This window comes from Sphingomonas lutea, assembly GCF_014396785.1.
Taxonomy (GTDB): domain Bacteria; phylum Pseudomonadota; class Alphaproteobacteria; order Sphingomonadales; family Sphingomonadaceae; genus Sphingomicrobium; species Sphingomicrobium luteum.
In genome coordinates this window covers 1,965,048-1,990,041 of sequence record NZ_CP060718.1, presented here as the reverse complement: position 1 = coordinate 1,990,041, position 24,994 = coordinate 1,965,048, and the positions used below count along the sequence as shown (strand labels likewise).

Annotated in this window: 26 protein-coding genes and 1 tRNA gene; 14 read left to right on the top strand and 13 right to left on the bottom strand. The window is 65.7% G+C overall.

The features are described from left to right. Positions 1-151 precede the first annotated feature (151 nt). Positions 152-1,120 carry an outer membrane protein gene (locus H9L13_RS10325; protein ID WP_187537614.1) on the top strand — a complete coding sequence of 323 codons (969 nt, stop codon included), beginning with the start codon at positions 152-154 and terminating at the stop codon, positions 1,118-1,120. A 67-nt stretch (positions 1,121-1,187) separates the two neighbouring features. On the opposite strand, the gene H9L13_RS10320 is transcribed toward H9L13_RS10325, so the two are convergent. Continuing rightward, positions 1,188-2,501 (bottom strand): L,D-transpeptidase family protein, encoded by a 1,314-nt coding sequence (locus tag H9L13_RS10320; RefSeq protein ID WP_187537613.1) that lies wholly within the window; start codon positions 2,499-2,501, stop codon positions 1,188-1,190. Positions 2,502-2,700: 199 nt separating this feature from the next. Here H9L13_RS10320 and H9L13_RS10315 point away from each other — a divergent pair, with 199 nt between their 5' ends. Both H9L13_RS10315 and cysQ read left to right on the top strand, forming a co-directional pair. Continuing rightward, positions 2,701-3,480, top strand: a complete 780-nt coding sequence (locus H9L13_RS10315) for an SDR family NAD(P)-dependent oxidoreductase (RefSeq protein ID WP_187537612.1) — start codon at positions 2,701-2,703, stop codon at positions 3,478-3,480. Positions 3,481-3,482: 2 nt separating this feature from the next. Next, on the top strand, positions 3,483-4,307 hold the full coding sequence (gene cysQ, locus H9L13_RS10310) for a 3'(2'),5'-bisphosphate nucleotidase CysQ (protein WP_235090918.1): 825 nt from the start codon (positions 3,483-3,485) through the stop codon (positions 4,305-4,307). Here the strand turns inward: cysQ and H9L13_RS10305 are convergent. Further along, positions 4,295-4,573, bottom strand: a complete 279-nt coding sequence (locus tag H9L13_RS10305; protein WP_187537611.1) for a hypothetical protein — start codon at positions 4,571-4,573, stop codon at positions 4,295-4,297. The genes cysQ and H9L13_RS10305 overlap by 13 nt on opposite strands. A gap of 155 nt (positions 4,574-4,728) precedes the next feature. On the opposite strand from H9L13_RS10305, the gene H9L13_RS10300 reads away from it, so the two are divergent. Together H9L13_RS10300 and H9L13_RS10295 are read left to right on the top strand one after the other, a co-directional pair. Then, positions 4,729-5,652 carry a MarR family winged helix-turn-helix transcriptional regulator gene (locus tag H9L13_RS10300; protein WP_187537610.1) on the top strand — a complete coding sequence of 308 codons (924 nt, stop codon included), beginning with the start codon at positions 4,729-4,731 and terminating at the stop codon, positions 5,650-5,652. A gap of 476 nt (positions 5,653-6,128) precedes the next feature. Continuing rightward, the gene (locus H9L13_RS10295) at positions 6,129-6,488 is read left to right on the top strand and encodes a S24 family peptidase (protein ID WP_187537609.1); all 360 of its coding nucleotides are present in this window, start codon (positions 6,129-6,131) and stop codon (positions 6,486-6,488) included. 6 nt (positions 6,489-6,494) lie between these two features. On the opposite strand, the gene H9L13_RS10290 is transcribed toward H9L13_RS10295, so the two are convergent. Together H9L13_RS10290 and H9L13_RS10285 are read right to left on the bottom strand one after the other, a co-directional pair. Beyond that, positions 6,495-6,570: transfer RNA gene (locus H9L13_RS10290), tRNA-Val, on the bottom strand. 43 nt (positions 6,571-6,613) lie between these two features. Further along, the gene (locus H9L13_RS10285; protein ID WP_187537608.1) at positions 6,614-7,177 is read right to left on the bottom strand and encodes a helix-turn-helix domain-containing protein; all 564 of its coding nucleotides are present in this window, start codon (positions 7,175-7,177) and stop codon (positions 6,614-6,616) included. A 171-nt stretch (positions 7,178-7,348) separates the two neighbouring features. Here H9L13_RS10285 and H9L13_RS10280 point away from each other — a divergent pair, with 171 nt between their 5' ends. After that, positions 7,349-7,735 carry a DUF6456 domain-containing protein gene (locus tag H9L13_RS10280; protein ID WP_235091334.1) on the top strand — a complete coding sequence of 129 codons (387 nt, stop codon included), beginning with the start codon at positions 7,349-7,351 and terminating at the stop codon, positions 7,733-7,735. A gap of 69 nt (positions 7,736-7,804) precedes the next feature. Here the strand turns inward: H9L13_RS10280 and H9L13_RS10275 are convergent, their stop codons facing one another. The 4 genes from H9L13_RS10275 to rpsF all read right to left on the bottom strand — a co-directional run bounded on the left by H9L13_RS10275 (position 7,805) and on the right by rpsF (position 9,791). Beyond that, complete coding sequence (locus H9L13_RS10275; RefSeq protein WP_187537607.1) at positions 7,805-8,314, bottom strand: hypothetical protein; 510 nt, start codon at positions 8,312-8,314, stop codon at positions 7,805-7,807. Positions 8,315-8,487: 173 nt separating this feature from the next. Next, the gene (gene rplI / locus H9L13_RS10270; protein WP_187537606.1) at positions 8,488-9,138 is read right to left on the bottom strand and encodes a 50S ribosomal protein L9; all 651 of its coding nucleotides are present in this window, start codon (positions 9,136-9,138) and stop codon (positions 8,488-8,490) included. A 12-nt stretch (positions 9,139-9,150) separates the two neighbouring features. Then, positions 9,151-9,375, bottom strand: coding sequence for a 30S ribosomal protein S18 (rpsR, locus tag H9L13_RS10265; protein WP_187537605.1), 225 nt, complete (start codon positions 9,373-9,375; stop codon positions 9,151-9,153). After that, a complete protein-coding gene (gene rpsF, locus H9L13_RS10260) occupies positions 9,375-9,791 on the bottom strand; it encodes a 30S ribosomal protein S6 (RefSeq protein ID WP_187537604.1) in 417 nt (138 codons plus the stop codon). The genes rpsR and rpsF overlap by 1 nt, the downstream gene beginning before the upstream one ends. Before the next feature lie 520 nt (positions 9,792-10,311). On the opposite strand from rpsF, the gene H9L13_RS10255 reads away from it, so the two are divergent. Next, entirely contained in the window at positions 10,312-11,052 is a 741-nt protein-coding gene (locus tag H9L13_RS10255; protein ID WP_187537603.1) for a hypothetical protein, read from the top strand. 35 nt (positions 11,053-11,087) lie between these two features. Then, positions 11,088-12,287, top strand: a complete 1,200-nt coding sequence (locus tag H9L13_RS10250) for an aromatic ring-hydroxylating oxygenase subunit alpha (RefSeq protein ID WP_187540341.1) — start codon at positions 11,088-11,090, stop codon at positions 12,285-12,287. Here H9L13_RS10250 and H9L13_RS10245 read toward each other — a convergent pair. After that, positions 12,235-12,636, bottom strand: coding sequence for a hypothetical protein (locus H9L13_RS10245; protein WP_187537602.1), 402 nt, complete (start codon positions 12,634-12,636; stop codon positions 12,235-12,237). The genes H9L13_RS10250 and H9L13_RS10245 overlap by 53 nt on opposite strands. Then, positions 12,603-13,502 (bottom strand): APC family permease, encoded by a 900-nt coding sequence (locus H9L13_RS10240; protein ID WP_187537601.1) that lies wholly within the window; start codon positions 13,500-13,502, stop codon positions 12,603-12,605. The genes H9L13_RS10245 and H9L13_RS10240 overlap by 34 nt, the downstream gene beginning before the upstream one ends. 105 nt (positions 13,503-13,607) lie before the next feature. Here H9L13_RS10240 and fabD point away from each other — a divergent pair, with 105 nt between their 5' ends. The 4 genes from fabD (at position 13,608) to dnaJ (ending at position 18,480) form a co-directional block, all read left to right on the top strand. Then, complete coding sequence (gene fabD / locus H9L13_RS10235) at positions 13,608-14,534, top strand: ACP S-malonyltransferase (RefSeq protein ID WP_187537600.1); 927 nt, start codon at positions 13,608-13,610, stop codon at positions 14,532-14,534. Beyond that, positions 14,534-15,271 (top strand): 3-oxoacyl-[acyl-carrier-protein] reductase, encoded by a 738-nt coding sequence (fabG, locus tag H9L13_RS10230; RefSeq protein ID WP_187540339.1) that lies wholly within the window; start codon positions 14,534-14,536, stop codon positions 15,269-15,271. The genes fabD and fabG overlap by 1 nt, the downstream gene beginning before the upstream one ends. 117 nt (positions 15,272-15,388) lie before the next feature. After that, complete coding sequence (gene dnaK, locus H9L13_RS10225) at positions 15,389-17,320, top strand: molecular chaperone DnaK (protein ID WP_187537599.1); 1,932 nt, start codon at positions 15,389-15,391, stop codon at positions 17,318-17,320. A gap of 41 nt (positions 17,321-17,361) precedes the next feature. Further along, on the top strand, positions 17,362-18,480 hold the full coding sequence (gene dnaJ / locus H9L13_RS10220) for a molecular chaperone DnaJ (protein WP_408022135.1): 1,119 nt from the start codon (positions 17,362-17,364) through the stop codon (positions 18,478-18,480). Here dnaJ and H9L13_RS10215 read toward each other — a convergent pair. Further along, positions 18,477-19,271, bottom strand: a complete 795-nt coding sequence (locus H9L13_RS10215) for a phytochrome family protein (protein WP_187537597.1) — start codon at positions 19,269-19,271, stop codon at positions 18,477-18,479. The genes dnaJ and H9L13_RS10215 overlap by 4 nt on opposite strands. Beyond that, entirely contained in the window at positions 19,268-20,590 is a 1,323-nt protein-coding gene (purB, locus tag H9L13_RS10210; protein ID WP_187537596.1) for an adenylosuccinate lyase, read from the bottom strand. Before purB ends, H9L13_RS10215 begins: the two co-directional genes overlap by 4 nt. Positions 20,591-20,679: 89 nt before the next feature. Between purB and H9L13_RS10205 the strand changes: the two genes are divergently transcribed. Further along, a complete protein-coding gene (locus tag H9L13_RS10205; protein WP_187537595.1) occupies positions 20,680-20,922 on the top strand; it encodes a hypothetical protein in 243 nt (80 codons plus the stop codon). Between the two features lie 3 nt (positions 20,923-20,925). Here the strand turns inward: H9L13_RS10205 and radC are convergent, their stop codons facing one another. Next, the gene (radC, locus tag H9L13_RS10200; protein WP_187537594.1) at positions 20,926-21,624 is read right to left on the bottom strand and encodes a RadC family protein; all 699 of its coding nucleotides are present in this window, start codon (positions 21,622-21,624) and stop codon (positions 20,926-20,928) included. Between the two features lie 140 nt (positions 21,625-21,764). On the opposite strand from radC, the gene H9L13_RS10195 reads away from it, so the two are divergent. After that, positions 21,765-24,992, top strand: coding sequence for an intermembrane phospholipid transport protein YdbH family protein (locus H9L13_RS10195; protein ID WP_187537593.1), 3,228 nt, complete (start codon positions 21,765-21,767; stop codon positions 24,990-24,992). The last annotated feature ends 2 nt before the right edge of the window (positions 24,993-24,994 follow it).

Genomic DNA, 24,994 nt, shown 5'->3' with positions numbered 1-24,994 from the left:
ATCCAATTCCCACAATAGCTTGCGCGTTCATGAGCCCTCTAATGCGACTTTTTGGCAACAGAGGGCGGAATCCCCAGCTTGCGCGGACTGTGGCGCTCTCATAATGTGCCGCCGCGGATCAAACTTACAACGCATGTGAAAGGGGACATATATGCGCAAGCTGGCCATTGCGGTGGCGCTCGCATCAACGGCACTGGCGACACCTGCTGTCGCTCGTGATGACTCGTTCTACGTCGGCCTCGAAGGCGGCCTCATGGTCGTCGAAGATATGGCTATCGAGGTGACGCCGCGCGATACGGGGATCACCTTCCCCTACATCGCCGATCACCGCTACGGCTGGGACGTCGACGCGATCGCCGGTTACGATTTCGGTTCGGTCCGGGTTGAAGCCGAGCTCGGCTACAAGACTGCGGGCGTGGACGAAGTTCGCACCACGACCGAGGGCTTCGACGCCGACGGCGAGGGCACTGCGCTCTCCCTGATGGGCAACGTCCTCTTCGAATTCGGTGATGACGACGGCATGACCGGCTATGCCGGCGGCGGCGTTGGCGTTGCCAACGTCAAGTACGACATCGACCTCGACGACCTGCCGCCTTTCGGTGGCGTCGAGTTCTCGGACTCGCATACGCGCTTTGCGTGGCAGGCGATCCTCGGCGTGAAGTGGGCGCTTGGCCCGAACGTCGACCTGGGCCTGAAGTATCGTTTCTTCAACGTGCAGCGCCTGCGCTACGAGACGGATTCTCCGGCGCTGTCTACCGGGCAAGACATCACCGACTTCACCACGTCGGATGTCACCGCCCGTTTCCGTTCGCACAGCCTTCTGGCGAGCCTGATCTACAACTTCGCGTCGGCCCCGCCGCCGCCGCCGCCCCGCCGCCTCCGCCCCGCCGCCTCCGCCGCCTCCGGCGACGCAGACGTGCCCGGACGGTACGGTGATCCTGGCGACGGACGTCTGCCCGGCTCCGCCGCCTCCGCCTCCGCCGCCGCCGCCGGCGCCGGAACGCGGTCAGTAAGCACTGCGAAAAGAAACACCGGCTCGGGCACCTCGCCCGGGCCGGTTTTCTTTTGTGCGCAGAGAACGCGGGCGTTCGCTGTGCCTAGGTTGCGCGCAAGGTCGTGATCCAGCGCGCGGACACGCGTAGACATCGCGCACCCGAAGGCCGCCGAGCGATCAGAATGGAGGCCGGTTACTTGCCTGCGTTGGCAAGTTGAGCAGGGCGGCGATCCCAACCGTATGCATCAGGCAGATAGCTGAGCTTGCCATCCCGGGCCTGCGCAGTGGTGTAGGTCAGATAGATCGGAACGCCGCGCGGCAACTGAACCTGGATTTCGGCATCGTCACCAGGTGGCTTGGGCTCGGTGCCGAGCAACCAGCGGCCAAATCGCCGCGCATCTTCCAGCCGCACGCAGCCATTGGACAAATAGCGGTTGGCGCGGCCGAAATATTCCTTGTGCGGCGTGTCGTGCAGGAAGATGTCGAGATCGTTGACGAAGGGGAATTTCAAATCCCCCATGCTGTTGTCGTCCTGTGGTTTCTGCCGGATGCGGATCTGCTCCTTGCCCGAAGCGACCGCCTTCCAATTGACCTGGTCGTTGGGAACGACCGCGGACGCCGCCGTCCAATCCTTCATCACCTGATAGCCGCGCGACTTCAGATATTTGTCGCCCATCGACAGATAGTTCTGCGCGATTTTGCGCACGAGATGATCGGGCGCATTCCAGTACGGGTTGTAGACGATGTAGTACATGATGCTGGCGATCATCGGCGTTTCATAGCCGGTCTTGCCAACGACGATCTTCATCGAATCCACCGGTCGGCCGTTTTCAAACATCGTCATCAGCTGCGTGCCGGAATCGACGACGATGAACTTGCCCGTGGAAGGAATGGAGCGAATGCGCTCGAGATTGGCGAGCAATCGCGGGTCCGGAGTCATGTTGCCGCTGGCCTGCGCCTGGGCCCATGCCGTGTCGCGAAGCTGCGCGTACATCGGATTGACGCTGGACACGGTCGCCAAGTGCCGATCGAGCGACGGCGCAGCGGCGGCGGTCAGCAGGATCTGGTCGGCGCGCGTGCCCTGCGGGCCGAGGACCGGGATGGCGTAGACCATGCCCGGGGTCGGCCGCTTGATCGCCTGGACATATTGCACCCAGGCCGCGGACATCGCCTGTTCCGCCGCCATGACGTCGGCCGGCTGCCGGCTCATCGCGCGGGAGAGGGCGGCCCTGACCTCGGCCGCAACCTGCGGTCCGGTCGCGAGACCGTCGAACGGCGCCCGTTCAAGGATACTGACGAGCTGCGCGGCCGCAGCGCTTTGATCGCCGCCGCGAAACCAGATGCCCTGCTTGCCATGCGTTGCGTAGAAGGACGCGACCGATGCCGCCGCCGGGAGCATTGAGGACTGGCCGGCCGCAGGTGCGGGTGCCTGCGCCGACGCCGGCATCGACAGAAGGCCCGCTGCAGTCGCGCCGATCGCGGCGATTGTGATCTTCCTGCCCGTCACCGAAATCCCCCTCGCACCGAAATGGCCTTGGAATCTAAGCAAGACTTATCCGTTATTGAACCTGCATTTGCGATGAATTGCAGAACGGCCTTTGGCCTGTGGCCGCGCGGCGACACCAGATAAAGCCGCGCTTCGGCTTGTCTTCGCCGCTTTTTGGCGGGTAGGCGCTTGGACGAGAAGCGCAGGAGCAAGAGCAACAATGGACATCAGTGGAGTGGCGGCGGTCGTCACCGGGGCCGCATCGGGGCTGGGCGAAGCGACTGCCCGCGAACTGGCCGGGGCCGGCGCGAAGGTCGCAATCTTCGACCGCGACGCTGCGCGCGGGGAGCAGGTCGCCAAGGAGATCGGCGGCGTTTTCTGCGAAGTCGACGTGACCAGCGACGAAAAGGTCGCGGCGGCGTTCGAGCGTGCGCGCGCTGCGCATGGGCAGGAGCGTATCCTGGTCAATTGCGCCGGCGTTGCCAATGCTGCCAAAACGGTTGGTCGCGACAAGGAGACCAAGGCCGCCAAGCGCTATCCGATGCAACAGTTCGAGCTGGCGATCCAGATCAACCTGATCGGCACGTTTCGCTGCATCGCCAATTCGGCATTCGGGATGGTCGACCTCGATCCGCTGACCGATGGGGAGCGCGGCGTCATCATCAACACCGCGTCGGTCGCGGCGGAAGACGGGCAGATCGGCCAGGCGGCCTATTCGGCGTCGAAGGGCGGGGTTCTTGCGATGGCCCTGCCGATCGCGCGTGACCTGATGAACGACGGCGTGCGCGTGAACACGATCCTTCCCGGCGTATTCAAGACCCCGATGGTGGCGATGATGCCGCCCAACGTGCAGGACGCGCTGGGACAACAAGTGCCCTTTCCGAAAAGGTTGGGCAGTGCCGAGGAATATGGCCGGCTGGCGCGCTTCCTGATCGAGAATCCGTACATGAACGCCGCGGCGATCCGGCTCGATGGCGGTATCCGCATGGCGCCGCGCTGAACTTGAACCGTTCCCGCCTCCTGGAGGGGCTGGAAGACACGGCGCGCGCCGCGGGGGAGGCCATCCTGCGCGTGGTCGAACGGGGATTCGAGGTACAGCGCAAGTCGGACGCATCGCCCGTGACCGAGGCCGATCAGGCTGCCGAAGCGATCATCCTCGCGGCCCTTTCGCATCTTGCTCCGAACATTCCGGTGATCGCCGAGGAGGAGGTCGCGGCCGGCCGCATCCCCCGGCACGGAAACACCTATTTCCTTGTCGATCCGCTCGACGGAACCAAGGAGTTCGTCCGCGGCGGCGCCGATTATACCGTCAACATCGGTCTCATCGAAGGCGGCCAACCGGTGATGGGGGTGGTCTATGCACCGGCCAGCGGGCGGCTCCACACGGGATCCGTCGGGGAGGGGGCGTGGCTGGTGGACAATGGTGAACGATCGCGCATCAACGTTCGGTCGCGGGGGCCGAAGATCGCGGCGGTCGCCTCAAAATCCCATCTCAACCAGGCAACCGTGGATTACCTGGAAAGTGCGGTGGGGACGTGCGAGCGGGTCGCCATTGGATCATCCCTGAAATTCTGCATCATCGCCGAAGGCAAGGCCGATATTTATCCGCGGCTGTCGCCCACAAGCGAGTGGGATACTGCGGCGGGACATGCCGTGCTGCTGGCCGCGGGCGGTCGCGTTGACGGACCCGGCGGAGACGCCCTGCAATATGGCAAGCCCGCCTTCCTCAACCGCGCCTTTGTCGCCACCGCTGGCTGGCAGGCGCCGTCGATTGATCCTTTCCTTGCGAGCTTCGCGGGTGGCGGCGACCTACCTCAGGGTGTGTGATCGCGATCCGGAGAGCACCAGGGAGACTTACTGGTCCATTGTGGAGCATTTTCCTGCGGCGGCGCCTCCGCAGGCCGGAGCTGTAGCGAGCGGACCTCCCCCAGCAGTGCTTCGATCCGGCCATAAAGGTCCATGCGTTCTGCGCCATTGCCAACCGATGGCCCGAGTTGCCAGGCCAGGTCCTGAGCCTGGCGCAAGGCTTCGGCGAGCTCGGCCAGCCAATGCGCGCGCGCTGCCGCCGCTTCCTCGCTCCGATCTCGACGCACGCGTTACTCCTGCCAACCTGTAGCCACTATCGGGCCGTTGCTTGCAAGCGCGTGAGGTTCCCCTCCATTGTGGAGCCGAAACCGTCTAACCTTTCTCCACAATGCGCGCTACCGAATGCGTGCTCGGTCCTTTTGTAGGTGGGGGATCCCCTGTCATGAATGCGTATCCAATCGGCTCGAGCACAGTTCCCTATTCCGATGGTGCACCCGTCTTGGTCACAGGATCGGGCCAAGCCGCGATCAATCGGGCTGCGGCCTTTGTCGAAGCAACGGGCGCACGCGTCGGCGGCCGCATCACGCTCGACGAGGCATCGCGCCGGATCGCCGACCAAGCATCGGCCGCCGCAGTCTGGATCGAACTCGAAGAAGATTGCGGACCAGCCCTCGACGTCCTCCTCAAGCAGGTTGAATTTGATGTAGAGGCCGGGCGCTATGCTGCGGTCGTCGGCGTTACCGCCGATCTTATCGACCGCGTGGTTGGCAACATTGACGATCCCGGAATTGAAGTCGTCGTTGACGGACAGGAATTCGAGCGCGCCACCGCGCTTGCGCTGGCAATCGGGAATTCGCGCCGTCCCCTGCGCGTTTCCGATGTCGCGGCGGAGAAAAATGCGCAGCGCATCCGTCAGTTGAGCGAGGAAGTCAGCCGAATTGCGTCCACGCTCGCGCGCCTGTCCGAGGGCCCGTCGCTGCCGACGCCCCGCCCTGTCATGACCGAAGGCGACGACGTTCCACCTGTGTCGGCCGAAACCGTGAGGTCGGTAATCCGGGCGCGCCGACTGCGGTCGCGCTATTTTTCCGAGGAGCTGTTTGCCGATCCTGCATGGGACATGCTGCTCGACCTGCTGCAAGCGGAAATCGCCCACCTGCGCGTGCCCGTGTCGAGCTTGTGCATCGCGGCCGCGGTACCAGCGACGACCGCGTTGCGGTGGTTGAAGACCATGGTGCAGCAAAATGTCTTCATGCGGCGTGCCGACCCGCACGACGGGCGGCGCGTGTTTGTCGAGCTGGCGCCGCAAACCAGCCACGCGCTGCGCCGTTACTTCGCCGAGGTCGATTCCACGGTCCCCGTCATTTGATGGCCGATGCCGCAAACCCATATGGCGGGCGTTAGAAAAGTCTGACATGTAAGTCAAACGGCCGTGCCGGCGGGCAATGCGGCGTTGCGGACGCCGGGCCCGCACGCAATAGACGCGGTCGTGACGCTGCCGCCCGAAGAGTCCCCAATCTACACGGACCTCATGCGATTCAGGCCGGACGGATTATCCCCGAATGCCTGGGCAGTGCGAGCTGGGGTCAGCCGCACCGTCTGGTCCGACATGCGGCGCCACGGCAATCCTTCGCGGCGCACGCTCGAAAAGCTGCTTGCCGTGGCCGGATCAAGCCTTGCCGAGTTCGAGGCGCTGCGGATCGGCCCACACGCGATCGGGCCAGGCACGTCGCACGCCGCCCTTGGAGATGTCGGTCGGCCCTGGGGTCACGCCCCACTGCCTTCGCTTCCGCTTTTCTCCTCGCGGGTGGGGGAACGTGGGATGCGCCTGAAGGGCGGGTCGACTTGACCGAGATTGTGCGCGAGCCGCGTTCGGAATTGCTCCCGCGTCCGTCGAGCCTTGCGCTCGACCATGAGGCCTTTGCGCTCACGATCGTCACGAACTCGATGTGGCCGCGATTCAGCGAGGGTCGGCGCGTGGCTGTCTCCCCTCAGTCAAAAGTCGCGCCTGGCGACGACGTTGTCGTAAAGCCGCGCGCCTTGTCCGGGAGTACGACAGGCGAATTCGACAGCGTGCTCATCATGCATCTGACGGATCGCACCCGTTCAGGCCTTCGGCTCCGGCAATTTCAGCCCGACTTCACCATTTCGATCCGGCTCGAGCATGTTGCCGCGATCATGAGGGTCGCAGGGGAATTGTTCTGACGGAATTGGTGGGCGGTGACGGGCTCGAACCGCCGACCCTCTCGGTGTAAACGAGATGCTCTACCAACTGAGCTAACCGCCCGGCGCGCATCGCGACCTGCCACGCGAGGCGCGGAACGTCAAAGTCAGAGACTTCGAACAAGGCGGCGCGCTACCGCGATCCACGGCGGATTCGCGACGACCTGTTGGCGGCCGCCCGTTCCAAGGGGGAGGAGCTGCAGCCGGTCCTTGTCCCGGTCGATCAGCCGGCCGAACATGAATCGGCCGCCGGAACGAGGCAGCAGCACGTCGCGATTGAGAGCCCGTCCGAAATCTTCAGCGGCGAGCATGTCGCACCAGATTTCGTCACCTGCGCGGTAATCGCCGGTACTCGACGACACCAGGATCGCGACCTGCCCGTCATCGGCGCGCGGCGGGACGACGATGGCCGCGCGGCGCGGCGCGGTTGGGCCGCCGGGACCAAGGACCGCAACGACCTTGAGATGGGCCGTGTCTTCGCGGTCGACGAGATCCTGTGCGTCGACCTCAAGCGCGCGCGCGATCCGATTCAACCATCCGACCGAAACTGTTCGAGTGCCCGTTTCGAGCCGGCCGATCGTCTGGGGCGTAGTCGGCGGTTCGCAGCGTTGCGCTACGTCATCCAACGTCAGCCCGCGCGCGCGACGCACTTCGCGGATGCGCGTGATCATTCGACCTCCCGACTAACCAAAACGGTTTTTATGCTGTCCTACACTTTTCCCGTTGTGGCAAGCCGAATCGAGGAGGAGTGGTGGATGAAGGCGCAGAGGGAGCCGGAAGGGCAAGATGTCGGCGGAGCGGGTGGGGTTGGCCGGGCCGCGCGATCCGTGACGGTCAACAAGATGGAATCGCCGCTCGGATGGCTGCTCGCCCACGGGCACGTCAGTCCCCGTCAGTTCGAGGCGGGCGAGCGCCTTCGAAGCGATTGGGAGCGCGCGCAGCTCGCGCCGCGGGTGACGATGGCGTGGGACGCCGCGCCAGTCGCGCGCGGTCGCGGAGGCGCGGCCTCTGGCGTGGACCTCAATGGTTCGCAAATCGACGCTCGAAAACGCTTCGACGATGCGGTTGCGAGCGCCGGCCCAGGACTGGCCGACATCCTGTGGCGGGTGGTCTGCGCGGGTGAGGGGATGCGCGATGCGGAAACGGCGCTCGGCTGGCCGGCGCGGGCGGGCAAGCTGGTACTGACCTTCGCGCTCGACCGGGTCGCCGATTTCTATCGGCTTCGCTGAAATGAAGGGGCATCAAAAACGCCGCGCCCCGGTGAGGGACGCGGCGTCTTTCAACACGTCGATGGCAGATTAGATCGTCGAGCCGGACGTCCCGGTCTCGCTGTCGTCTTCTTCGCTCGCGCCCTGGCCGCGTTCGGCGAAGTCGGTGCCTTCGGTGGCTTCGGACGACGATGCGCCGGTCGTGCTGTCGGGCTGCAGATAGTCGCCCGTATTGTCGCCTTGCGAACCGATGAAGCCTTCGCTGGGCTGACCGCCCGAGCCGGTGAAGCCGCCGCTGGTGCCGTCACCCGAACCGCCGGTACTGTCTGATTGCGTCAGCGTATCGCCGCCGAGATCCGACTGCGACTGGCCGGTCGAGCTCTGGCCGCCGCTTTGGCTGCCAAGGTCGCTGCCTTGCGATTGCGGCGTGCCGCTGCCCGTCGCGCTGTCATTGCCGCCGATCGGCTGACCCGACTGACCCGACTGGCTTGACGGATCCTGGCCCTGCTGGCCGGCAGTGCCCTGCTGGCTCTGACCGGTCGAGTTCTGGTCGTTGTTGTCCTGCGTTCCAAATTGATCGTTTTCGCGTTCGTCAGCCATGCCAAAGATCCTTTTCACGGGCCCCGCTTGCTCCAATCGCTAAACATGGCGCGACCGACGCCGTTCCCACCGTCGAACCCTCATTTGCGACGAACGGTCGGTCGCAAGCAAAAAAGGGCCGCCGAGCAAGCGCCCGGCGACCCAATTTCCGTTCCTTTGCCCAAAGGCGGGCGTTAGCCCTCTTGCGCAGCCTCTTCGGAAGCATCGGCGGCCGGAGCCCCCGCGGTGGCGGCAGGCTGCGTTTCCCCATTTTCAGCGGCAACGTCCTCGGGAATGCCGGGCTCCGCACCGGGGACGAAGTCCTCGGTGAAGGCAGCGGTATCGCGCTCGAACATCTGCGCCATCACGTCGACGCCCTGCGCCTGCAAATCGGCTTCCTCCGGCGAGCGCGCGACGTTGACGCGAACGTCGACCGACACTTCCGGGTGAAGCGCAATCTTCACGTCATGCATGCCGATCGCCTTGATCGGGCGGGCAAGGACGATCTGGCTTTTCGACACCTTGGCGCCTTCGGCTTCCAACGCGTCGACGATGTCGCGCGCCGAAACCGAGCCATAGAGCTGGCCGGTGTTGGATGCCTGACGGATCAGCTTCACCGTCTTGCCTTCGACGCCCTTGGACGCCTTTTCGGCCTCCGAACGCTTCGAGGCATTGTCTTCCTCGATCCGCGCGCGATTGGCTTCGAACACCTTGCGGTTGGACTCGTTGGCGCGCAGCGCTTTCTTGCGCGGCAGCAGGTAGTTGCGGGCGAACCCGTCCTTGACCTTGACCACGTCGCCGATGGCGCCGAGCTTTTCGACGCGCTCAAGCAGAATGACTTCCATGTCGAGCGCTCCTTATTTCACGACGTAGGGCAGCAGGCCCAGGTGGCGCGACCGCTTGATCGCCTTGGCCAGCTCGCGCTGCTTCTTGGACGACACGGCGGTGATGCGCGACGGGACGATCTTGCCGCGTTCGGACACGAAGCCCTGCAGCAGGCGCACGTCCTTGTAGTCGATGCGCGGCGCGTCCTTGCCCGAAAAGGGGCAGCTCTTGCGGCGGCGGAAAAATGCGCGGGCCATTATTCGACCTCCTCTTCACGGGCGACGCGGAATTCGGACCGCTCCGGGCGATCGCCACGATCACCACGGTCGGAACGACGCTCGCGCTCCTTCTCGCCACGGCGCATCATCGCGGACGGGCCGCTTTCATGCTCGTCGACGCGGATGGTGAGGAAACGGATGATGTCCTCATTGATGTTCGACTGGCGCTCAAGCTCGGCGAGGGCCGGCGCGGGGGCGTCGATGTCGAGCATCACGTAATGCGCCTTGCGGTTCTTCGCGATGCGATAGGCGAGGCTGCGCAGGCCCCACGTTTCGGTCTTGACGACCTTCCCGCCGTTATCCTTGATGATGCTGGTGGCGTTCTCCGCGAGCGCATCGACCTGGGCCTGGGCCAGATCCTGCCGCGCGAGGAACGTATGCTCGTAAAGCGGCATACGGTATCTTCCATGTTGGCCGATCGCTGACGCGCCCCAATGGCGCGCCCCTCCGGCTGTCGTTCAAACTAAAGCGGCGCGGGGCAGAGCCGCGCGCCAGCGGTGCGGCCTATGCGCAAAACGGCGTCGAAATGCAAGCACGGCCGCCCGGCTATTCCTGTCCGGCGGACTTGCTGGTAGTGCAGGGCACTGCTCGGACGCAGCACGCCGCAGGGGGAGGGGCCGCATGTCGTCAACGAGTTCGCCGGCCGGCCGTTGGTCCCGCGCCATGCTTGGGCGGGCGTTTGCAATCCTGGCCTTGAGCCTGACCTGCGCGGGTACGGTCGGCTGTGCTTCGTCGGCGGTCATGGAACCCCCGCCGCCGCCACCGCCACCGCCACCGCCGCCGCCACCGCCGCCAGAGCCTTCACCACCGCCCCCGCCAGCAACTGGCGTTGGGACGTACACCAGCGTTTCTCCGGTAGGCTCCGTCGGCCTCCCGCCTTCGCAAGGCGCACCGCGGCGCAGCGCCTCCCGGCGTTTGCAGCGGGACGAGGGCGACCGGGGCGACCTCGCCCAGACCGGCGGGGTCATGGAGAGCGACGATGGCGGCGATGCGCCTGCGTCAGCCCAGGACGAACTGATCGATTGCCCGGTGCTGGGCGATGCCGCGACTCCCGCTGAGTGCCGCCACTTCACCGCCATTTACCGCAATGCGCGCCAAGGCGTTGGCGGCGTCGACTTCCCCAGGGAAATGACCCGCGGCGAGACGCGGACCGTATCCTTCGTGGTGTCACGCGCCGGGCCGGGCGGAGGACCCACCCCGACCGATTTGCTGGGCAGCGCACCGACCGAGGAGTTCAAGCTCAAGGTCGCACGGCGCATGGCTGCGCTGCTTCAGGGGGACGGCTTCAAGATCACCCCTGACGGCCTTCAGACCCGCAACCTCGGCATTGGCGACGGCGCGCGCTGGGACTGGCAAGTGACCGCGCTCAAGGCGCCGCGTCATGCGCTGACCTTGAGTGCCTTTATCGTCGCCAAGGGCCCCGACGGCGCGCAGTCGGAAACCCTGCTGCAATCGAAGAGCAAGACCATCCCGGTTGCAGTGACGTGGATGCAGTGGTTCGAGGATTTCGTCGCTGGGGTGGTGGCGCTGTCAGGCCTGACCAAGACGCTGATCGCCGCGCTCGCCGCCGTGGTCGCCGCGCTCATCGCTTTCCGCAAGCAACTCGCGGAGTTGTTCGGACGCCGGCCCCTGGTCGCCTCAGGCGCGCCGAAGTGATTGCCGCGGACGCTGCGGACTGGCAGGCTTTGCACATGGCGACGCACCTGCGCACCGCTTCGTCGGCATCCGATCCGCTCGATGACGTGAGCCTGCCTGGCTGGCTTTATCACGACCCTGAGTTCTTCGCCGCGGAGCAAGCGGCCTTCCTTCGCGCGGCACCGCAAGTGGTCTGTCACGAAAGCGAGATTGCCGCGCCGGGCGAATGGCGCAGCCTGGAATATCTCGGCGAGAGCGTCATCGTCATGCGCGGCGATGACGGTGCGGTGCGTGCGTTTCACAATGTCTGCCGCCATCGCGGGTCGCGGCTGGTCGACGGCAACGGCGGGTGCGCGAAGGTGCTGACCTGCCCCTATCACGCCTGGAGCTATGCCCGCGACGGACGGCTGGTCGGCGTCCCGCATCGCCACGAATATCCGGGCCTGGAGACCGAGCAGCTTGGCCTGGTGCCGGTGGCGCTGGAAAATTGGCACGGCTTCCTCTTCGTCACCCTCGAGCCCCCCTCGGCTTCGCTCGGGACAGGGCGCGCGCCGTCAGTGGCAGAGATGATGGCACCCTATGCGGACGAGGTGGCGCTGTATCGTTTCGAAGAGCTGCGGGTCGTCGGCCGCGTGACGCTTCGCCCGCGCCCGCTAAATTGGAAGACGATCGCCGACAATTATTCGGATCACCTCCACATTCCGGTCGGGCATCCCGGCCTGTCGCGCCTGTTCGAACGCAATTACCGGATCGAGGCGCAGGAGCACGTCGACCGGATGGAAGGTGACCTGGTCGAGAAGCCCTCGGCGAACGCCGCCGAGCGCGCGTACCAGCATTTCCTGCCGGCGGTGGAGCATTTGCCCGCGACGCATCAGCGCAAGTGGCTCTATTACAAGCTGTTCCCCAACGTCGCCTTCGACATCTATCCCGATCAGGTCGACTTCATGCAGTTCATTCCGGTCAGCGCGACCGAAACGGTGATCCGCGAGATCAGCTATGCGCTGCCCGATGACCGGCGCGAGATGAAGGCGGCGCGGCACCTCAACTGGATGATCAATCGCCGCGTGAATGCGGAAGACACCGAGCTGATCACCCGCGTTCAACTGGGCATGCAATCGGCGAGTTACGCGGCGGGACCGCTGGGGACGAGCGAAGTCTGCCTGCGCAGTTTTGCGCGAAAGCTGCGGGCGATGATCCCGGAGGCTAGGCTCGCGTCTCCGCCACCTCCGGGCTGGAGCCGCCGCGCGAACGGATAATCCAGCGCACCGCGAGACCCGCCAGAAGCAGGACAATGCTCCAGGCGTTGGCCTCCCATCCCGAGCCGTAGAAGGCGAGCGCGACGAAGGCGATGCCCGCAAAGATCACCGCTTTGCTGCCGATCGAGCTCGTCATACGCCATGCGGCAATCGCGCAAAGGACGTACATCCAAAGTGACGCGCTGGTGGTGAGCAGGACGGAAAAGGTGAAAAGCCCCACGGTGCCCTTCGAGGCATTGGCGGCAATCAGCAGGAGGGCAAGACCGGAGGCCACGAGCTGCGCGACGACGGGCGTACCCGCGCCCCGGGTTCGCGTCATCGAAGCCGGCAGATCGCCACGAAGCGCCATCGCCAGGCCAAGTTCGCCGCTGATGAGAATGCCCCCGTTGATATAGCCGAAAGCGCTGACGGCCATGCCCAGCACGGCAATAGCGACTCCCAATCCACCCAGTCCCAGAACGAGGGCGTCGGCGAAGGGGCTTTCGACTCGACAAGCTGCTCGGCCGGGACAAGTCCTGCAATTGCGGACGTCGTGAGCAGGTAAAGAGTAGCGACGAAGGCGGTGCCGCCGATCATCGCCAAGGGAATTGTCCGCTGTGGGTTGCGGATCTTGTCGACGGGGGCGAGCGCGGTTTCGAAACCGAGCAACGCGAACAGGGCAATGGCGCAAGCGCCCGCGATATTGTCGAAGGTAACCGGCATCACCGCCAAGGGAGCCATCGGCTGGCCTTCGGCGGTGAATGCGCCGGCCAGAACGAGCACCCCAACTAGAGGAGTGAGCTTGATCAACGTCGTCGCCACCGCGAACCGTCCGCTGACTACGGCGCCAAGGGCATTGACGATCGCCAGGAACAGGATGAACCCGGCAGCGACGAGCAGAATTGAAGTTTCCCCGGACAGCGCGGGGACAATCCGCGCAAGCGCGGAGGCGCCGGTGATCCCGACGGCGGCGTTGGACACCCATACCGAGACCCAGAAAGAGAAGCCCGCGAGAAAACCAAAGGTTGGTCCCAAGGCGGCTTCGACATGCGCTTGCATGCCATGTCCCCCGCCAGAGCGGCGGGCGAGCGAAGAAAGTGCGAACGCAAGTGCGACCGCGCCGAGGCCGCTGACGACCCACGCGATCGGCGCATTGCGGCCATAGGGCGCGAGACTGGCAGGCAGCATGAAGATGCCCGCGCCAATCATCCCTCCGACGACGAACGCCGTGGTCATCCACGGCCCGAGTTGTCGCTCGCCAGTCCTTTGCATTCCGCCCCCCTTGGATTTCGGCGCCCCGCGTCCTAGTCGGCACGCCACGCTAGACGAACAGGGGACCGCATGCGCGCATTCATTTTTCCGGGGCAAGGCAGCCAGGCGGTCGGCATGGGCGCGGCGCTCGCCGGCGCGAGCCGCGCGGCGCGGGACGTGTTCGACGAGGTCGACGAGGCGCTCGGCCAGAGCCTGTTCCGGCTGATGCGCGAGGGGCCCGACGACGAGCTCAAGCTCACCGAAAATGCGCAGCCGGCGATCATGGCGCATTCGATCGCGGTGCTTCGGACGATGGGCGTACGCTTGCCCGACGTCGCGCATTTCGTCGCCGGTCACAGCCTCGGCGAATATTCGGCGCTGTGCGCGGCAGAGACGTTCGCGCTCGCCAACACGGCCAAGCTGCTGAAGATCCGCGGCAAGGCCATGCAGGCCGCGGTGCCGGTCGGGGTGGGCGCAATGGCGGCGCTGCTGGCCGCCGACCTCGAGCTCGCCAGGAAGATTGCCGAGGCCGCCGCGCAGGGCGAAGTCTGCGATGTCGCCAATGACAACGACCCGAGCCAGGTCGTGCTGTCGGGCCACGCGGGTGCGATCGAGCGGGCGATCGGTATGGCGAAGGAAATGGGTGCCAAGCGCGCCGTCCAGCTGCCCGTGTCCGCGCCTTTTCACTGCTCGTTGATGCAGCCCGCGGCGGACGCGATGGGTGACGCGCTTTCCTACGAGGTTCTTGGCGATCCGGCGGTGCCGCTATTCGCCAACGTCACCGCCGCGCCGACGCGCGATCCGGACTCGATCCGCAACCAGCTGGTCGAGCAGGTCACGGGCATGGTTCGCTGGCGGGAAAGCATTGCCAACATGGCGGCGGCGGGCGTCGAGGAATTCGTCGAAATCGGCGGCAAGGTGCTCGGCCCGATGGTCAAGCGCATCGCACCCGACGTGAAGGTAACGAGCGTGGTGAAGATCGAGGATGTCGACGCGCTTGCGAAGGAGATTGCATGATGTTCGACCTCAGCGGGATGACGGCGCTGGTGACGGGCGCGTCGGGCGGTCTGGGGAGCGCGATCGCCAGGGCGCTGGCCGGTCAGGGCGCGCGGCTGGCGGTGTCGGGCAGCAATGCCGACAAGCTCGAGAGCTTTCGCGCCGGCCTCGGCGGCGACCATGTCGCGCTGCCGTGCAATCTCGGCGACGGTGCGGCGGTCGACCAACTCGTCCCGCAAGCGGTGGAGGCGCTCGGCAAGCTCGACATCCTCGTCAACAATGCGGGCGTGACGCGCGACAACCTCCTGATGCGCATGAAGGACGAAGAGTTTGAGGATGTCATCCGCATCAATCTCGAAGCCGCCTTCCGCCTAATGCGCGCGGCCGCCAAGCCGATGATGAAAGCGCGCTTCGGCCGCATCATCTCGGTCACCTCCGTCGTGGGCGTGACCGGCAATCCGGGTCAGGCCAATTACGTCGCCTCCAAGGCAGGGCTGATCGGCATGACCAAGTCGGTGGCGCAGGAACTCGCCAGCCGCGGCGTGACCGCCAACGCCATTGCGCCGGGTTTCATGACCTCGGCGATGACCGACGCGCTCAATGACCAGCAACGTGAAGCGATTCTGTCGAGGATCCCGCTGGGCGCGATGGGGAGCGGTGACGATATTGGCGCGGCGGTTGTCTACCTTGCGTCCATGGAAGCCGGCTACGTCACCGGGCAGACGTTGCACGTCAACGGCGGGATGGCGATGCTCTGAGGGGTTCCGTCCGCCCTTGTTGACCCGGAACGGCCACCTATATCCCTCTCTGAAAATCAACATTTCGGCTGCCGTTGATATGGGGCCGAGTGGGGCTGAAGAGAGGGTAGAGAAACCATGGCCAAGGTCATCGGCATCGACTTGGGCACGACCAATAGCTGCGTCGCGGTTATGGAAGGCGGCAAGCCCAAGGTCATCGAAAACACGGAAGGCGCGCGCACGACGCCGTCGACGGTCGCGTTCACCAAGGATGGCGAGCGACTGATCGGACAGCCGGCCAAGCGCCAGGCGGTCACCAATCCCGATAACACCATCTTCGCGGTGAAGCGCCTAATCGGCCGCCGCTACGATGACCCGATCACCAAGAAGGACACCGAACTGGTGCCCTACAAGATCGTCAAGGGCGCCAATGGCGATGCGTGGGTGCAGGCGGGCGGCAAGGATTATTCGCCCTCGCAGATCAGCGCCTTCATCCTGCAGAAGATGAAGGAAACCGCCGAAGCCTATCTCGGCGAGCCGGTGACCCAAGCGGTCATCACTGTCCCCGCTTACTTCAACGACGCGCAGCGCCAGGCGACCAAGGACGCCGGCCAGATCGCGGGCCTCGAAGTGCTGCGCATCATCAACGAGCCGACCGCCGCCGCGCTGGCCTATGGCCTCGACAAGCAGGACGGCAAGACGATCGCCGTCTACGATCTTGGCGGCGGTACCTTCGACGTCTCGATCCTCGAAATCGGCGATGGCGTGTTTGAGGTGAAGTCGACCAACGGCGACACCTTCCTCGGCGGTGAGGATTTCGATGCGCGCATCGTCAATCACCTTGCCGACCGCTTCAAGGCGAAGGAAAATATCGACCTTCGCACCGACCGGCTCGCGCTGCAGCGGCTCAAGGAAGCCGCCGAAAAGGCAAAGATCGAGCTGTCGTCGGCGGCATCGACCGAAATCAACCAGCCGTTCATCACCGCGCGCATGGAAGGCGGCGCGACGACCCCGCTTCACCTGGTCGAGACGCTGACCCGTGCCGACCTCGAAAAGCTGGTCGAGGATCTGATCGAGCGTACGATCGAGCCGTGCCAGAAGGCGCTCAAGGATGCGGGCGTCGATGCCAAGGATATTTCCGAAGTCGTCCTGGTCGGCGGCCAGACGCGCATGCCGCGCGTGCGCGAGCGGGTGAAGGAATTCTTCGGCCGCGATCCGCACACCGGCGTCAATCCGGACGAGGTTGTTGCGATGGGCGCGGCGATCCAGGCCGGTGTCCTGCAGGGCGACGTCAAGGACGTGCTCCTGCTCGACGTCACGCCGCTGTCGCTCGGCATTGAGACGTTGGGCGGCGTGTTCACGCGCCTGATCGACCGCAACACCACGATCCCGACCAAGAAGAGCCAGGTGTTCTCGACCGCCGAGGACAACCAGAATGCGGTGACCATCAGCGTCTTCCAGGGCGAGCGTGAAATGGCGCGCGACAACAAGTTGCTCGGCCAGTTCAACCTGGAGGGTATTCCGCCCGCGCCGCGCGGCGTGCCGCAGATCGAAGTCACCTTCGACATCGACGCCAACGGCATCGTCAACGTCAGTGCCAAGGATAAGGGCACCGGCAAGGAACAGCAAATCCGCATCCAGGCATCGGGCGGCCTCAAGGACGAAGACATCGAAAAGATGGTCAAGGAGGCCGAGCAGTTCGCCGACGAGGACAAGAAAAGGCGCGCTGCGGCCGAGGCGAAGAACAACGCCGAAAGCCTCATCCACACGACCGAGAAGCAGCTCCAGGAGCACGGCGACAAGGTTGCGCCCGAGGTCAAGACCGAGATCGAAACCGCACTGGCCGAGGCCAAGACGGCGGTCGAAGGCGGTGATGCCGACCAGATGAGCGAAAAGACCAATGCGCTCGCCCAGGCGGCGATGAAGCTCGGCGAGGCGATGTACAAGTCGCAGCAGGAGCAGGCGCAAGGCGCTGCCGCGCCGGACGGCGAGACGGCGGAGGCCAAGCCCGCGGACGAGGACGTCGTCGACGCCGAATTTTCCGAAGTCGACGACGAACAGAAGGGCTGAGCGATGCCGGCTGCACCGCCGGCATCCGCTCGTAGGGGGGCCTGATGGTCGAGCAGGATTATTATCAGCTGCTTGGCGTCGCGCGCGGTGCGGACGACGCAACCATCAAGGCCGCCTATCGCCGCCTGGCGAAGGAACACCACCCCGACCGCAGGAACGGCTGCAAGCAATCCGAAGCGCACTTCAAGGCGATCAACGAGGCTTATGACGTCCTCAAGGATCCGCAGAAGCGCGCGGCCTACGACCGGTTCGGCACCGCGGCCTTCCAAAATGGCGGCGGCGACCCGTTCGGCGACGCCGGCTTCAACGGCTTCTCGGATATCTTTTCGACCATCTTCGGGGAGTTCATGGATCCGCGCGGGCAGCGGCAGAACGCCGCGCGCGGCGCCGACCTGCGCTACGACCTGGAAATGACGCTTGAGGAAGCGTTCAGCGGGGCCGAAAAGACGATCACTATCAACGCGCTTGCGGCGTGCGAGAATTGCGGCGGCCGGGGCTGCACGCGCTCCGACAATTGCGCCAGCACCTGCACGACCTGCAACGGCATGGGCAAGGTCCGCGCGCAGCAAGGCTTTTTCGTGGTGGAACGCGGCTGCCCCACCTGCCGCGGCAGCGGCGAGGTGATCACCGATCCTTGCCCGTCATGCGACGGCGAAGGCCGTGCGGTCACCAAGCGCAGCCTGTCGGTCAAGATTCCCGCCGGCGTCGATGATGGCACGCGCATCCGTGTCGGGGGCGAGGGCGAGACGGGCATGCGCGGCGCGGCCAGCGGCGACCTCTACATCTTCGTGCACATGAAGCGCCACCCGATCTTCGCCCGCGAAGGCACGACGCTCATCGCCGAATGCCCAGTCAGCTTCACCACCGCGGCCTTGGGCGGAGCGATCAGCCTGCCCGGCGTCGATGGCGATACGGTCGAGATCAAGATCCCCGCCGGCGTGCAGTCGGGCGAGCAATTGCGGCACCGCGGCGCAGGCATGAGCGTGCTCAACGGGCGTGGCCGTGGCGATCTGATCGCGCGCATTCTTGTCGAAACGCCGACGCGCATGTCATCCAAGCAGAAGAAGCTGCTCGAGGAGTTTCGCGCGACCGAGACGGGTGACGAATGTCCTGCGGCCAAAGGTTTCTTCAGCCGCATCCGCGACGCGCTCGGCGGTTAGCCGGGCAGCAGCATCCCAAGCATCTGCGCGAACAATTCGGCGGCCGCGTGCCGTTCGAACGACGCCGGCTGCGGCGTGCGGCAATCGCACAGGAATTCGCCAATCGCCTGCTCGCCGCGGATCACGGGCACGCGCAGCAGCGAATGCGTCCCCGCATCGCGCAACGCCCCGGCCTGCGCTGCAGTGGGGGCGCGAAGGAGCGCATGGCCAGCATCCTCGCCTCCACCATTCGGAAAAATGGCGACGGCTTCGGTTGCAGAGTCCGCGACGATCTGCGGAAGATCGCCCTCGACGCTGAGCGAGGGAAGCTTGCCGCGGCTACTTTCGACGCGGTCGCCGCCGACCGTCAGTGCGACGCGGTCGTAACCGGTCAGCGCGCGCATGCAGCGCGCCGCGCCCTCCATCGCCGATTGCCGCCGATCGGTCGGAAGCCGTTCAAGCAGTCGGCCGACCGACCCCAGATATTCGCCGAAGCCCGCATCGCTGCTCGGCAATCCTTCGAGCAGGATGGTGCTTTCGCGCAGCTGGAAGGCAATGTCGAACCAGCGCGGATCGTCGAACAGGCGAATGCGATAGGCGCGCGCAACACCACTGCTGCTGCGCTGGCGCGACAGGCTGTTGCGCAAATCGTGAAGCGGTTGCGCCAGCGTGAAGTTGGATAGAGGCTCGCCGATCAGTCGCTGGTGATATTCGCCGAGGAACGCATGCGCATTTTCCGATGCGCCGAGGATCAACCAGTCGTGCGACAGCTCAAGCAGGAAGCCGGCGGATTGAATTTTCGGCTTGCTCATTGCGCGGCGAAGACCCGCGCAAAGATGGTGTCGACATGCTTCAGGTGATGATCGAGGTCGAACAGCTTCGCCAACTCACTATCCGACAAGCGCGCGCGCACCTCGTCATCGCCCTTGAGCAGTTCGAGAAGCGATAGCTGGCCGTCCGATTCCCACACCTTCATCGCGTTGCGCTGGACAAGTGAGTAGGAATCCTCGCGGCTGAGGCCAGCCTGCGTAAGCGCGAGCAGGACGCGCTGGGAGTGGACCAGCCCGCCCATGCGGTCGAGGTTCTTCTGCATCCGCTCAGGGTAGACAAGCAATTTGTCCATCACGCCGGTCAAACGCCCAAGCGCGAAGTCGAGCGTGATGGTCGCGTCGGGGCCGATGTAGCGCTCGACCGACGAGTGCGAGATGTCGCGCTCATGCCACAAAGCGACGTTCTCCATCGCCGGCAGCGCGTAGCTGCGCACCATGCGGGCGAGGCCGGTGAGATTTTCGGTAAGCACCGGATTGCGCTTGTGCGGCATCGCCGAGCTGCCCTTTTGGCCGGGCGAGAAATATTCCTCGGCTTCAAGCACCTCGGTGCGCTGGAGGTGGCGGACCTCGGTCGCCAGCCGCTCGATCGATGAGGCAATGACGCCGAGCGTTGCGAAGAACATGGCATGGCGGTCGCGCGGGATGACCTGCGTCGACACCGGCTCAACGGCCAGGCCGAGTTCGGCCGCGACATGCACCTCGACCTCGGGCGGGACGTTGGCGAAGGTGCCGACCGCGCCGGAGATCGCGCAGGTCGCGACATCGTCGCGCGCGGCGACCAGTCGCGTGCGGTTGCGCGCGAATTCGGCGTAGGCTTGCGCCAGCTTGAGCCCGAACGTCGTCGGCTCAGCGTGGATGCCATGGCTGCGGCCGATCGTGGGCGTGAGTTTATGCTCTTCGGCCCGCCGCTTCAGGACCTCGAGCAGCACATCGAGCTCGCGGATCAGCAGGTCGGCGGCCTGCTTCAGCTGCACGGCGAGCGTGGTGTCGAGCACGTCGCTGCTGGTCATGCCCTGGTGCAGCCAGCGCTTCTCCGGCCCCAATTTCTCGCCGGCCCAGGTCAGGAAGGCGATCACGTCATGCTTGGTCACCGCCTCGATCGCGTCGATCGCGTCGATATCGATCTCGCCCAGCGCATCCGCGTCATAGGCGGCGCGGATCGTCCGTGCGTCCTCGGCCGGGATCATGCCGATCTTGCCCATCGCCTCCGCGGCGAAGACTTCGATCTGCCACCAGATGCGATAGCGGTTCTCGGCCGACCAGATGGCCGTCATTTCGGGACGGGAATAGCGCGGGATCATATGCTCGGGCGGCTAGCAGGGGCGGAAAAAAGTCGCAAATTCGTCGCCGTTTAAACCGATTGGTTACCTCGTTCTGCGACAAGGCCGCCATGAGCGAGTTCCTCTCGATCCTCGGCGCGGCCCTGCTGAAGGTCGGATTCGTGGCGCTGGTCGCCAACGAAATCCGCGGCCTCGTCCTTGCCGTGCCGGTGCTTTACGGCATGTATCTATCGGGCGGGGCATGGATGGCGCTGTGGCTCGGCTTCTGCTCGTTGGCCGGGATCGCGCTGTCGGTGATCGTACCGCTTTACGCCGCACGGAAATTCAAGCTCATCCCACTTCGCGCCGGATAAGCCCTAAATCAGCCCCATCGCGCGCATGCTCGTTCGGCCTTGCGCGCCGACGATGACGTGGTCGTGGATGGCGATCTTCATGTGGCGGCCGGCTTCGACGAGGTCCTTGGTCAGGCGAATGTCCTGGCTCGACGGTGACGGGTCGCCGCTAGGGTGGTTGTGAACAATAATCAGCGCGGTGGCGCCAAGCGCAATGGCGCGGGCGATAACTTCGCGGACGTGGACCGAGGCCTCATCGACCGAGCCCTGCCACAGCGCCTCATTGGCGATCAGCATGTTCTTCGAGTTGAGGAACAGGATCCGCACTTCCTCGACCCGCGCATGCGCCATTGCGGCGTGAAGGTAATCGCCCAGCGCGTCCCAGCTCGACAGGATCGGCCGGCCCTCGACGCGTACCTCGAGCAAGCGCAGCGCGGCCGCGCGGGCGATCTGCAGCGCGGCGATCGCGGCATCGGACACGCCCTCGCGGCGCAGCGTGTCGGGGCTGGCCTCGAGCAACGGCCCGACCCCGCCGAAACTGTCGATCAGCCGCTTCGCCAGCGGCTTGGTGTCGACGCGGGGGATCGTCAGCGTCAGCAGATATTCGATCAGCTCATAATCGTGGAAGCCGTCCGGGCCCGCGTCGAGCAGCCGCTGGCGCAGGCGCGCGCGATGGCCGCTTGCAAGATCCGATGGTTCCGTTTTGGATGCGCGCCCGTGCAACGCCGCCCCCTTTGCGACCGTCCGAGCGTCCCCTTCCTAGTCGCCGCGCGCGGGGCGGGGAAGTGTCGCGGGGGCAACAGCCGCGGCGCGTTCATGCCGCCGCTGGAACGGTCCCCGCTGGCGGGGGTTGAACTACGTTCATGAGCGATCGGCGGAGCAACCAGGAACCGGAGGAGACCATCATCGTCCGTCGCCGCCCCTGGGCGCGCGCGATCGGGATGATTTCGCTCGGTATCCTCGTCCTGCTCGCCATTGCGATCGCCCTGGTGTGGGTCCAGCGGCGGCCGATCGCCACCGAATATCTGAAGCGCGAATTCGAGCGGCGCGGCGTGCAGGCGACCTATTCGCTCGACCGCGTCGGCTTTCGCACGCAGGAAGTCAGCAATCTCGTCATCGGCGATCCGCTGCGGCCCGACCTCATCGCGCGCTATGCGCAGATCCAGATGCGGCTGAAGTGGAACGGCAGCTTCGAAGTTTATCGCATCGTTGCCCGCGGAGTACGCTTGCGCGGACGCCTGACCGGCGGCCGGGTGCGGTTCGGCCAGGTCGACAAATTGCTCCCGCCGCCCAGTGACAAGCCGTTCCAGCTGCCCAATTTCGTTCTCGACGTCGCCGACAGCAGTATCGCACTGGTGACGCCGTTCGGCCCGGTCGGCGTCGCGCTGCAGGGGTCGGGGCGGCTTAGCGGGGGCTTCAAGGGCCGCGCCGCCCTGACCAGTCCGCGACTGGTGCCGGGCCGCTGCGCCGCGACCAATGTGCGCGCGAACGTCGCGGTGGCGGTGGTTGCGCGGCGGCCCGGCATCGACGGGCCCGTGACGCTCGACCGCTTCGTCTGCCCCGCCAGCCGCTTCGATATTGCCGCGCCGCGCTTCGACGCGACCGCCAGCTTCAACGAATCCTTTACTCGCGTCGACGGGCGCGGGCGGATGGCGATCCAGACCCTCGTCGCCGGCGCCAACGGCCTGTCCGCCTTCGCCGGCGAGCTGACGTACAAGGGACCGCTGGAAGACGTGCGAGGCGAGGTGCGGCTGTCGGCGCGGCAATCGCGTCTGGGCACCATCTATGCGGACCGCACGCGTCTCGACGGCGCCTATCGCCTGGGCGCGCAAGGCGGCACCTTCAGCATGGTCGGTGATGTCGCCGCCAATAGTGCGCGGCTCGATGAATCGATGCTGGCGGCGGTCAACGGGCCGCTTGCCGCCGCGGCGAGTACGCCGCTTGGGCCGATCACCACCGCGATTGGCGACGCCATCAAGCGCACCGTGCGCAATTTCGACGCAACGGGGACGATCCGCGTGGTCAACTTCCCCGGCGGCGGCGCGGCGCGAATCGATACTGCCGACGTGCGCGGTCCGGGCGGCGCCCGCGCGCGCGTCGCCGGCGGCACAGGCATCACTTATTATTGGCCGCAGAACGGCCTGCGCATCGACGGCAATATCGAAATGGGCGGCGGCGGCTTGCCCAGCGGTCGCGTCAGCCTGCGCCAGGCCAAGGTCGGCGGCCCGATGAGCGGGGTCGCCGAGATCGCGCCGTACAGCGCGCGCGGCCAGCGGCTTGCGCTAACGCCGATCCGCTTTGGCCCGCTGCCTGGCGGCGCGACGGCGGTCAGCACCACGGCGCAGCTCGACGGGCCGTTCCCCGACGGTCGGGTCCAGGCGCTGCGCGTGCCGATCAGCGGCCGCGTCGGGCAGGGCGGCAGTTTCGCCTTCGGAACCACCTGCCAGGTCGTCAGCTTCGACCTTCTGCAAATCGGCACGTTGCGCCTCGACCGGTCGCGCCTGCCGGTCTGCCCGGTGGGGCCGGCAATAATCTCCAAGGCACCGAATGGGCCAGTCCTCACGCGCGCGCGGGTCAACAGCCCCTATCTTGGCGGGCGGCTCGGCAACTCGCCCTTCACGTTCCGCGCGGCGGGCGCGCAGATCACGGGCGATGAATTTGCAGCAAGCAACCTCAACTTCCGTCTTGGCCGCTCGGCGACCCCGCTGGTCATCGACGCGAACCGCCTCACCGGGTCGTTCGCGGGCGTGGGGACGAGTGGCAATTTCGCCGGCGCGCGCTCGACCATCGGCAATGTGCCGATCTTGCTCAGCGATGCGTCAGGCCGCTGGTACGTCAAGGATGGCGACATCCGCGTCAACGCCGCCGGCACGGTGTCCGACCGCGACGCCAATCCGCGCTTCTACCCCCTGCGCGGGGACGATCTGCAGCTGACCCTGATCGATGGCCTGGTCCGCGCCAACGGCGCGCTTCGTCATCCGCCAACGGGCACGCGCGTCGCCGACGTATCGATCGAACACAGCCTCGCCGCGCAACGCGGGCACGCCGACCTCAACGTCCCCGGCATCACCTTTGGCCCTGGCCTTCAGCCGTCGGAACTGACCCGCTTGACCGAAAGCGTCATTGCCCTCGTCCGCGGCACGGTCACCGGGCAGGGGCGGATCGACTGGGCGCCGGGCGGCCGGGTCACATCGACCGGCGAATTCAGCACTGCGGGCATGGATCTGGCGGCGCCGTTCGGTCCGGTGACGGGCCTGGCCACAACCGTTCGTTTCACGGACCTGCTCAAGCTTGAAACCGCGCCGAACCAGGTCGCGACCATCGGTTCAATCAACCCGGGCATCCTCGTCGAGAACGGGACGTTGCGGTATCAGTTGCTACCCAACAAGCTGGTGCGGATCGAGCGCGGCGAATGGCCGTTCATGGGCGGGCGGCTGATTCTTCAGGAAACGGTGATCAATTTTGCGCGCCCGACCGCCAAGCGTCTGACGTTCGAGGTCGTCGGGCTTGACGCCAACACCTTCGTCCGCACGCTCAACTTCCCAGGCCTCCAGGCGACCGGCACCTTCGATGGCGTGCTGCCGATGATCTTCGACGAAGATGGCGGGCGGATCGTCGGCGGCCGGCTCGACTCACGCCCCGGCGGCGGCTCGCTCGCTTATGTCGGGGAGGTCAATCGCGCGAATTTGGGGACGATGGGCAATATCGCTTTCAACGCGCTTCGCGACCTGCGCTTCGAATCGATGATCATCCGCCTTGATGGCGATCTCGCCGGCGAATTCGCCGCGCGCCTGGCGATCGAGGGCGTGGCGATCGGCCAGTCGACCTCGACCCAGCGCTTCATCCGCGGCTTGCTGGCGCGCATCCCGCTCAAGCTCAACGTCAACATCACCGGGCCATTCCGCGCGCTGATTGCCACCGCCAAGTCGATCCGCGACCCGCGGCAGGTCATCGGCGATGTCCTTCCGCGCCCACTTGAGGACATCCCCGGCATTGCGACCGAGGTCCGCCGCATCGAAGAGCAACAAACCCAAACCCAGACACCTGTCGATGAACAGGTCGAAACCGCGCCACCCCCAACCGAGAGATGAAA

Coding starts and splice junctions, on each gene's coding strand:
- rplI (WP_187537606.1), bottom strand. CDS start 9,138: ATGGAAGTCATTCTGCTTGAGCGCGTCGAAAAGCTCGGCGCCATCGGC.
- H9L13_RS10245 (WP_187537602.1), bottom strand. CDS start 12,636: ATGGCGCTTCGTGGCGATCTGCCGGCTTCGATGACGCGAACCCGGGGC.
- purB (WP_187537596.1), bottom strand. CDS start 20,590: ATGATCCCGCGCTATTCCCGTCCCGAAATGACGGCCATCTGGTCGGCC.
- H9L13_RS10280 (WP_235091334.1), top strand. CDS start 7,349: ATGGAATCGCCGCTCGGATGGCTGCTCGCCCACGGGCACGTCAGTCCC.
- H9L13_RS10205 (WP_187537595.1), top strand. CDS start 20,680: ATGAGCGAGTTCCTCTCGATCCTCGGCGCGGCCCTGCTGAAGGTCGGA.
- H9L13_RS10300 (WP_187537610.1), top strand. CDS start 4,729: ATGAATGCGTATCCAATCGGCTCGAGCACAGTTCCCTATTCCGATGGT.
- H9L13_RS10285 (WP_187537608.1), bottom strand. CDS start 7,177: ATGATCACGCGCATCCGCGAAGTGCGTCGCGCGCGCGGGCTGACGTTG.
- H9L13_RS10250 (WP_187540341.1), top strand. CDS start 11,088: ATGGCGACGCACCTGCGCACCGCTTCGTCGGCATCCGATCCGCTCGAT.
- H9L13_RS10315 (WP_187537612.1), top strand. CDS start 2,701: ATGGACATCAGTGGAGTGGCGGCGGTCGTCACCGGGGCCGCATCGGGG.
- H9L13_RS10325 (WP_187537614.1), top strand. CDS start 152: ATGCGCAAGCTGGCCATTGCGGTGGCGCTCGCATCAACGGCACTGGCG.
- rpsF (WP_187537604.1), bottom strand. CDS start 9,791: ATGCCGCTTTACGAGCATACGTTCCTCGCGCGGCAGGATCTGGCCCAG.
- H9L13_RS10215 (WP_187537597.1), bottom strand. CDS start 19,271: ATGAGCAAGCCGAAAATTCAATCCGCCGGCTTCCTGCTTGAGCTGTCG.
- H9L13_RS10275 (WP_187537607.1), bottom strand. CDS start 8,314: ATGGCTGACGAACGCGAAAACGATCAATTTGGAACGCAGGACAACAAC.
- fabD (WP_187537600.1), top strand. CDS start 13,608: ATGCGCGCATTCATTTTTCCGGGGCAAGGCAGCCAGGCGGTCGGCATG.
- H9L13_RS10240 (WP_187537601.1), bottom strand. CDS start 13,502: ATGACCACGGCGTTCGTCGTCGGAGGGATGATTGGCGCGGGCATCTTC.
- fabG (WP_187540339.1), top strand. CDS start 14,534: ATGTTCGACCTCAGCGGGATGACGGCGCTGGTGACGGGCGCGTCGGGC.
- dnaK (WP_187537599.1), top strand. CDS start 15,389: ATGGCCAAGGTCATCGGCATCGACTTGGGCACGACCAATAGCTGCGTC.
- H9L13_RS10195 (WP_187537593.1), top strand. CDS start 21,765: ATGAGCGATCGGCGGAGCAACCAGGAACCGGAGGAGACCATCATCGTC.
- rpsR (WP_187537605.1), bottom strand. CDS start 9,375: ATGGCCCGCGCATTTTTCCGCCGCCGCAAGAGCTGCCCCTTTTCGGGC.